This window comes from Acidobacteriota bacterium (assembly GCA_009861545.1).
In the GTDB taxonomy this organism is placed as follows: Bacteria; Acidobacteriota; Vicinamibacteria; order Vicinamibacterales; family UBA8438; genus WTFV01.
Genome location: VXME01000152.1, coordinates 22,824 through 29,408, shown reverse-complemented (window position 1 = coordinate 29,408; position 6,585 = coordinate 22,824). Strand labels below are relative to the sequence as shown.

Annotated in this window: 4 protein-coding genes and 1 pseudogene; 1 reads left to right on the top strand and 4 read right to left on the bottom strand. The window is 69.9% G+C overall.

Annotated elements, in window-relative coordinates; all coding sequences use genetic code 11:
• From F4X11_23780 to F4X11_23765, 4 genes and pseudogenes are all read right to left on the bottom strand, one after another.
• Positions 1-72, bottom strand: a pseudogene (locus F4X11_23780) (dicarboxylate/amino acid:cation symporter).
• 42 nt (positions 73-114) lie between these two features.
• Positions 115-1,053: an alpha/beta hydrolase gene (locus F4X11_23775; protein MYN68005.1), complete on the bottom strand. Its 939-nt coding sequence runs from the start codon at positions 1,051-1,053 to the stop codon at positions 115-117.
• A 168-nt stretch (positions 1,054-1,221) separates the two neighbouring features.
• On the bottom strand, positions 1,222-2,559 hold the full coding sequence (locus F4X11_23770; protein MYN68004.1) for a methyltransferase domain-containing protein: 1,338 nt from the start codon (positions 2,557-2,559) through the stop codon (positions 1,222-1,224).
• 32 nt (positions 2,560-2,591) lie between these two features.
• Positions 2,592-5,153 (bottom strand): penicillin acylase family protein, encoded by a 2,562-nt coding sequence (locus F4X11_23765; protein MYN68003.1) that lies wholly within the window; start codon positions 5,151-5,153, stop codon positions 2,592-2,594.
• On the opposite strand from F4X11_23765, the gene F4X11_23760 reads away from it, so the two are divergent.
• Positions 5,111-6,574 (top strand): putative sulfate exporter family transporter, encoded by a 1,464-nt coding sequence (locus F4X11_23760; GenBank protein MYN68002.1) that lies wholly within the window; start codon positions 5,111-5,113, stop codon positions 6,572-6,574. The two genes, F4X11_23765 and F4X11_23760, sit on opposite strands and share 43 nt — an antisense overlap.
• The last annotated feature ends 11 nt before the right edge of the window (positions 6,575-6,585 follow it).

Here is a 6,585-nt window from a genome sequence, read left to right as displayed (position 1 = left end):
CCCCCCCCCCCCCCCCCCCCCCCCCCCCCCGCCCCCCCCCCGCCGCCCCCCCCCCACACCCCAGCCCACCGCCGCGCGCCCGAGAACGGCTCGGCCGCGGTCGGGAGGAACGGTTCACTGCTGACCCTGGGTCGGCGCGGGCATGCCGCCGAGCCCGTGCGTCCCGAGGAACGCCTGGATGGCCTCGAAGATCGCGATCGTCTCGTCGCGGCTGAAGCCCCCGTGGCCCCCGCCCGGCACGGTATGCAACTGGTTGTCGACGCCGGCGGCCGACAGCTCCTCGTGGAGCCGCACCGCATGCTGGTGCGGCACGACGGTGTCGGCGTCACCGTGGATGGTGAGCACCGGCGGCAGGCCGCCCCGGACGTAGCTCAGCGGAGACACCCGGCGGGCGACGTCGAGCCGGTTCGGCAGGCTGCCCATCCAGCGCACCGCGTACGACTTCTCGTTCTCGCCCTGCAGCAGGTCGCCGACATCGGTGATGCCGTACCAGTTGATGATCGCGGCGACACCCAGATCGTCCTTCGGCTGGCATTCGAGGTCGAGGCCGGCCGAGCCCGGCACCATGCCGGTGGTCAGGGCCAGGTGCCCGCCCGCCGAGTTCCCCGTGACGACGATCCGCGACGCATCGAAGCCGTACTGCTCGGCGTTGCTCTTCACCCAGTGCAGGGCGCAGAGGCAGTCCTCCACGGCGGCCGGCGCGCGCGAGATGCGGCCCAGCCGATACTGCACGTTGACCACCGCCCAGCCCTTCTCCAGCCAGGGCAGCAGACGCAGGACGTTGCCCTCCTTGCTGCCGCCGACCCAGCCCCCGCCGTGGATGTACATCAGCACGGGCGTGGGACCCGACGCGTTGCGGGGCAGGTAGAGATCGACGCTGTTCTCGAAGCCGTTCGCGACGTGGTAGGTCACGTTGGGCACGACGCGGTACTCGTTGGAGACGTGCGAAGCCCACGTCGCCGTCTGGTCGAGTTGCGCTACCGAGGCGGACGGCGCCAGCAGGAGGGCGCCGAGCGCCAGCAGAGCGGTGAGGCCGAGGAGTCGATTGGACATTGCGGCTTGCCTTTCCCTTTACGCGAGGTTCGGAATCCGTGGGCGGCCCGCCGGTCCCGGCGCCTGGATCGACGACGCAGGCAAAGGCGGCGAGTCCGCCGCAGAGAGGCTAGTATAGCGAACAGCCTTCCGTCATGACCTCGAAGCGGCGAGGCAACGACTGTCCGGCTACGAGACGTCGACCCGCAGCCGCGGCGGCCTTGACGCGCCGCGCTCGGCGAACCACGTCAGTCCTTCGACAACCACATCGAACTGCAGATCGTACGCCCCGGGACGATGGATGGCCGGCAGCTCGCAACGCACCCGTGCGCCGCTCTCGGGTTCCACGTCCCCGTCGAACTCGGCGCGGTGCCAGTCGAAGTCGATTACCTTGCCGACCGGCTCACCCGCTTCGTGCAGGTGCACGCCGACCCGCGTCCATCCCGCGCGCGAGTCGCCCACGCCCCGATGGAGCCAGCAGGTGTCTCCGATGTTCTCCACGCGCAGATCCACCCGGAGACGCTCGCCGCAGGACAGCGCCACGGGGCCGGGCGGGTCGACGATCCGGAACGTGGACGACAGCTTGCCGGGACGCTCCGTCGTCGGACGCGAGCTGCCCTTGTACAACAGCACGTAATGGTGGTAGACGATCTCTTGGCAGAGACCACGCCAGTAGCGGCGGAATCCCCGCCCTCCCTTGAACGGCCCGATGTCGCGCACGGGAATCTCATGGCGCCGCGCTGGCCCCTCCGCCAGGACGTTCACTTCACGGAAGCCCACGTCTTCGGCCAACGCCGCCAGGTCCTCGATGACCAGTTCGTTCTCCAGTACGCCCGTGGTCGCGGTCTCTGCCAGGCTGGTCGGAATCGAGGCGTGCCCCCTTCCCGGTTCCGACATCGCCACGATCCCCTCCGCGGTCAGCGCGCGGTGCATCTCGGTGAGCACGACCCGCTGGTTCGGGACATGGTGGAAAGCGTCGTACACCACGATATGGTCGCAGGAGGCGTCCTCCAACGGCAGCGTGTGTCCGTCGTACGGCAGGAACCGCGGGTCGAGCGACCAGTTCGTGCGCGGGTCCCGCTCGAACAGCCGCCGGCCGACCGCCAGCGCCGTTTCGGAGACATCGACGGAGATCGTGCGGCACCCGAAGCGGTTCAGGAAGTGCGACAACCAGCACGATCCTGCCCCGAACTCCACCACCGTGTCCCCGGGCCGCAGCCTGGCTCCCGCGACGAGGACTCCGACGGCAATCATGTGCGCCGCAAAGTCCGGGGTGTCGCTGAACGGCTTGTCGAGGAGATACTGCGGGTCCGGATACTCCGCATAGTAGCGTTCCGCGGCCCGGTTGTACTCTTCCGTGCGCCGGACCAGGTCCCGTTGCTCGATGGCCGACCCCCGTCCGGACGGGAGTCGGAACGGCAACAGGGCGAAACGGAACACCGGCTCCCAGGCGGCGTGCACGGCGCGCCGCAGACCGGGGACGCGCTCGAACGCCGCGATTGCCGCGGCGCGTAGCATTCGAATCATGGCGATCGGGGTCGCCCGGTCGTGGCGGCGGCCTACGGGTCGACGCTCGTCGAGCTCCCGCCGGCCGGCCGCAGAACCGTCGTGGACTCGGTCACCGAGTCGATCTTGGCCCGCGAGAAGAAGATCGGGAAGTAGCGGTCGCGCGCCCAGACCTCGAACAGGTCGCGGTAGTGCGGGCTGTCGGGGTCGCCGCCCTGCCCCGGGGTGTTCAGCCCCACCGAGTTGTCCCAGTTCGCGGTGTCCGCGATGATCATGAACGACGCGCCGGAGGTCTGGTTGTCGCCGCCCCCGGTGTTGTGAACGGTGCCGCCGTAGCCGCCGCGCGGGAACGGGCCGACATCGAGCCGGCGCCGCAGGTCGGCGTTCACCGCCGCGCTCATCGGGTGGCGGATGAGGGCGTGCTTGAACCGCTCGCCGCCGTATTTCCAGGTCGTCATGTCGGCGCTGCCGAAGCGGTCGCGCAGGCCGGCGAGGGCGGCGTCGAGCGTCTCGCGCAGGAGGGCGTCGCGGCCGGCGAGCGGGTCCTCGCCGAAGCGCCCGTCCGGCGCGGTCAACCAGTCGATCATCCGTTTGGTGTTGACGGCCCGGACGTAGTCGCGGGCGGCGGCGGGAACCACCTTGCGGTGCACGGCCGTGCGCAGCTCGCGCTCCCAGCTCACGTAGATCGCGGCCTCGACCGATTCCTTGTCGAGCACGGCGTCCCAGTCGAGCAGCATCCGCCGTGCGCGGTCGGCCCGCCCGTCTAGTCCCGGCAGGTCGTCCAGCAGCTTCACGAGGTTGCGTGCGGCAACCGACAGCTCGTCCATCATGAGCTGCATGTTGTCGACCACCGTCATGTGCCGGGCGTTGGCCAGCACCTCCTCCACCCGCGCCGCGCGCATCTGGTCGCCCCATGTATAGTGCAGCGCCTCCCAGTGCGGGTAGCGCCCCGGGACGTCGAGCAGCGTGTAGTTGTTCGCCGTCCCGAAGAAGCCCTTCGGCGGGTTGACGACGCTGGGCAGCGCCTTGATCGGCAGGAACCCGTCCCACTCGTAGCGCCCATCCCCCGGCACCGGCACGAGACCGCTGTGGTTCGGCCGGATCGGCGACACCCCCACCGCCTGGTAGCCGATGTTCCCCGCCCGGTCCGCCCAGACCATGTTCTCCGACGGGATGCGGCTGTAATTGCACGCCTCGACGAACTCCTCCCACGTCGTCGCCTGATCCATGCGCAGACTCGCGAGGTACGGCGCCGAGCCGTAGTCCAGCCACGCCGCCGCCACCGCATAGGCCACGTTGTTGTCCGGATCCTGGAAGACGACCGGTCCGTGGCGCGTGTACTTCAGCTCGACCTCCACGTCGCCCTGTCCCTTGACGGGGATCGCGTCGGAGATGACGGTCATCTCCTCCCACCGGCCGAGATGGCGGTACTGGTCGGGATTGGCCGGGTTGGTCTCGTAGACGTAAAGGTCCTCGTTGTCCTGCCCGAAGACGGTCAGGCCCCACGCGCCGTGCTCGTTGTGGCCGATGGAGACGCCCGGGAGGACCGGCTCGCCGCCCCCGATGACGTTCCAGCCGGGGGCCACCAGGTGCACCCAGTAGCGCAGCGACGGGGCCGACTGCGCGCGGTGCGGGTCGTTGGCCATGATCGGATAGCCGCTCAGGGTGCGCGTGCCGTGCACGACCCAGTTGTTGCTGCCGATGGCGTCGTAATCGTTGCGCTCCAGGTCGATCTCCGACGGCTGCGCGGCCGCGAGCCGCTCGAACGTCTCCCGATCACCGCGATGGGCGGCGGTGACGTCCTCCGGCTCGAAGGTGAGCGCCCGGCGGTGGGCGCGGTACAGATCGAGGATGCCGTCTTCGAGCAGCGAGGCGTCGATGGCGGGATCGAGCGTCAGGTCGGGATCGCCGATGTAGTAGTTGAGCTCCTTGACGGCGTCCGCCCCGATCGCGGCCACCGCGCGCGCGTTGTCGAGCTCCTGCGTCACGTTCGACACCAGTCCCTGATGGCGCGAGATCACCACCTCGGGGGTCCAGCGCCCCGGCCTGATGCCGAGCAGCTCGAACTCGAGCGGCAGCAGGTCCGGCTCGCGTTCCGTGCGGTCGATCCAGGCGTTGACGCCGTCTACGAAGGCCGGGATGATCGTGTCGCCCCGCTCGTGGTAGTGGCGCATCTCGGTCGTCAGGTCGCCGCGGAAGCGGAACAGGCGGGCGCCGGTGTCGCGCTCGATCTCGCGCGGGCCGAGAATCTCGGCGACGGTGCCGGTGGCGCGCCGCCGCCAGATCTCGAACTGGAACAGCCGGTCGCGCGCCGCCGCGTAGCCCTGCGCGAAGAACAGGTCGTGCTCGTTCTCCGCGTAGATGTGGGAGATCCCCCAGCGGTCGGTCACGATCTCGACCGGTGCGAGCAGACCGGCCGCATCGAGCGTCTCCTGCCGTGGCTCCTGGGCCCGGACCGCCGCCCCGCCGGCCGACAGGACCAACGCCAGCGCCGCCGCGAATCGAAGAAAGTGCATGAACATCATGGCTCGACTCCCCATTCCACGCGAAACTCGTGCATTATAGGCGCGCCATGCCCGACGCCCCGACGCCCGCCCGGAATCCCCTCGTTGCATCCGAAGACTGGTGGGCCGTCTGGCTCGCCGGGCTCGTCATGGCCGGCGTGGTCGCCGGCGCCATCGGCGCCGTGCCCGGTGTCGGACGCTGGGCGGCGCTGCCAACCGAGGCGTTCGCGGGCCGAGCGGCGGGACTCGCCGCGCTCGGCATCGTCATGGCCGCCCTCTCCGCGCTCGCCGTGCGGTTCATGGGCCACTCCGCCCGGCGCCATGCGGTCGCGTTCGCTCCACTCTTCCTGTTGGCCGTCGGCGCCTACACCCTGGCCAACCAGGCGGGCGTGCGCGCCGCCGGTTTCGGCTACGCCTTCTGGGCCCTGATCATCGGCCTGATCATCGCGAACACCCGGGGAACGCCCGACTGGCTCAGACCGGCCCTGCGCAGCGAGCTCTACATCAAGACGGGCCTCGTACTGCTGGGAGCTGAGGTGCTGTTCGGCAACATCCTGCGCCTCGGCGGGCCGGGACTGTTCGTCGCCTGGCTGGTGACGCCGGTCGTCATCGTCTTCATGTACCAGTTCGGGATCCGGTTCCTGCAGATCGGCAGCCGGTCGCTCGTGATCGTCATCGCGGCCGCCACTTCCGTCTGCGGCGTGTCGGCCGCCATCGCCGTCGCCGCGGCCGCGCGGGCCCGCAAGCAGGAGCTGACGCTCGCCGTGGGCATGTCGCTGATCTTCACCGTGGCGATGATGATCCTGATGCCGCTCGGCATCCGCTGGAGCGGCATGGACCCGGTGGTCGGAGCGGCCTGGATAGGCGGCACGGTCGACGCCACCGGGGCCGTGGTGGCGGCCGGCGCCATTCTCGGCGAGCAGGCGGAGCAGATCGCGGCAGTCGTCAAGATGATCCAGAACACGCTGATCGGCCTGGTCGCGTTCCTGGTGGCCGTGTTCTGGGTCACGCGGGTCGAGGCCACGGACGAGCGCAAGCCGGAGGCGATGGAGATCTGGCACCGCCTGCCCAAGTTCATCATCGGCTTCGTCGGCGCCTCGCTCCTGTTCTCGTTCGTGCTGACGCCGACGCTCGGCGAAACGCGCGTGGCCGAAACGCTCGACCTGACGTCGGACGTGCGCGGCTGGCTGTTCTGCCTGGCGTTCGTCAGCATCGGCCTGGAATCGAGCCTGCGAGACCTCGCCCGGCACACCTCGGGCGGGCGGCCCATCCAGCTCTACGTCACCGGGCAGGCGTTCAACGTCGTCCTCACCCTGGCCGCCGCCTGGCTCGCCTTCGGCGGCATCCTGTTCGAGCGGGTGGGCGACGTGGAAACGAACGCTCGCAACGAAGCCCGGCCCGCCGCCGTGATCGAGCGCAACCTCGCCACCGGGCGCGACGCCACGCCGCTCTTCTACACGGAGGTCGAGGGCTGGAGGGACTACCTGCCCGCGACACCCGAAGGCACAAGAGCGGCGACACCTTCCGATTGACGACCAAAGGG

What these genes read in the sequence shown, in the direction of transcription:
- F4X11_23775 (MYN68005.1), bottom strand. Translation starts at nt 1,053, where the DNA reads ATGTCCAATCGACTCCTCGGCCTCACCGCTCTGCTGGCGCTCGGCGCC.
- F4X11_23770 (MYN68004.1), bottom strand. Translation starts at nt 2,559, where the DNA reads ATGATTCGAATGCTACGCGCCGCGGCAATCGCGGCGTTCGAGCGCGTC.
- F4X11_23760 (MYN68002.1), top strand. Translation starts at nt 5,111, where the DNA reads ATGCCCGACGCCCCGACGCCCGCCCGGAATCCCCTCGTTGCATCCGAA.
- F4X11_23765 (MYN68003.1), bottom strand. Translation starts at nt 5,153, where the DNA reads ATGCAACGAGGGGATTCCGGGCGGGCGTCGGGGCGTCGGGCATGGCGC.